Origin of the sequence: Priestia sp. SIMBA_032 (assembly GCF_046535215.1) — a bacterium.
GTDB classification, from domain to species: Bacteria; Bacillota; Bacilli; order Bacillales; family Bacillaceae_H; genus Priestia; species Priestia aryabhattai.
The window spans coordinates 1-230 of sequence record NZ_JAWRXD010001684.1; the positions used below are offsets into that span (position 1 = coordinate 1).

The 230-nt window shown below is 75.7% G+C and carries 1 protein-coding gene; it reads right to left on the reverse strand.

Annotation, left to right across the window (positions count from 1 at the left end):
- Window positions 1-230: hypothetical protein (locus tag SB717_RS39975; RefSeq protein WP_410908925.1), on the reverse strand; the 230-nt coding region annotated here is incomplete at both ends.

Consider the following 230-nt stretch of genomic DNA (forward strand, 5'->3'; position numbering starts at 1 on the left):
CGCACCGACGACGAGCGCGGGGACGAGCAGGAGCAGGCGCGCACGCGTACCGCGCGCGAAGAGCTCGGGGCGATCCTCCGCCGACGCGAGCGCGACGAGCGTCGGGCCCTGCACGTTGAGACCGAGCGCGACCGCGAGGGCGAGGAACCCGCCGATCGACTGTCCGACACCGATCGCGACCCACGCGGCGGACCCTCCGGCGCGCGCGAGCACGGGCAGCACGAGGAAGG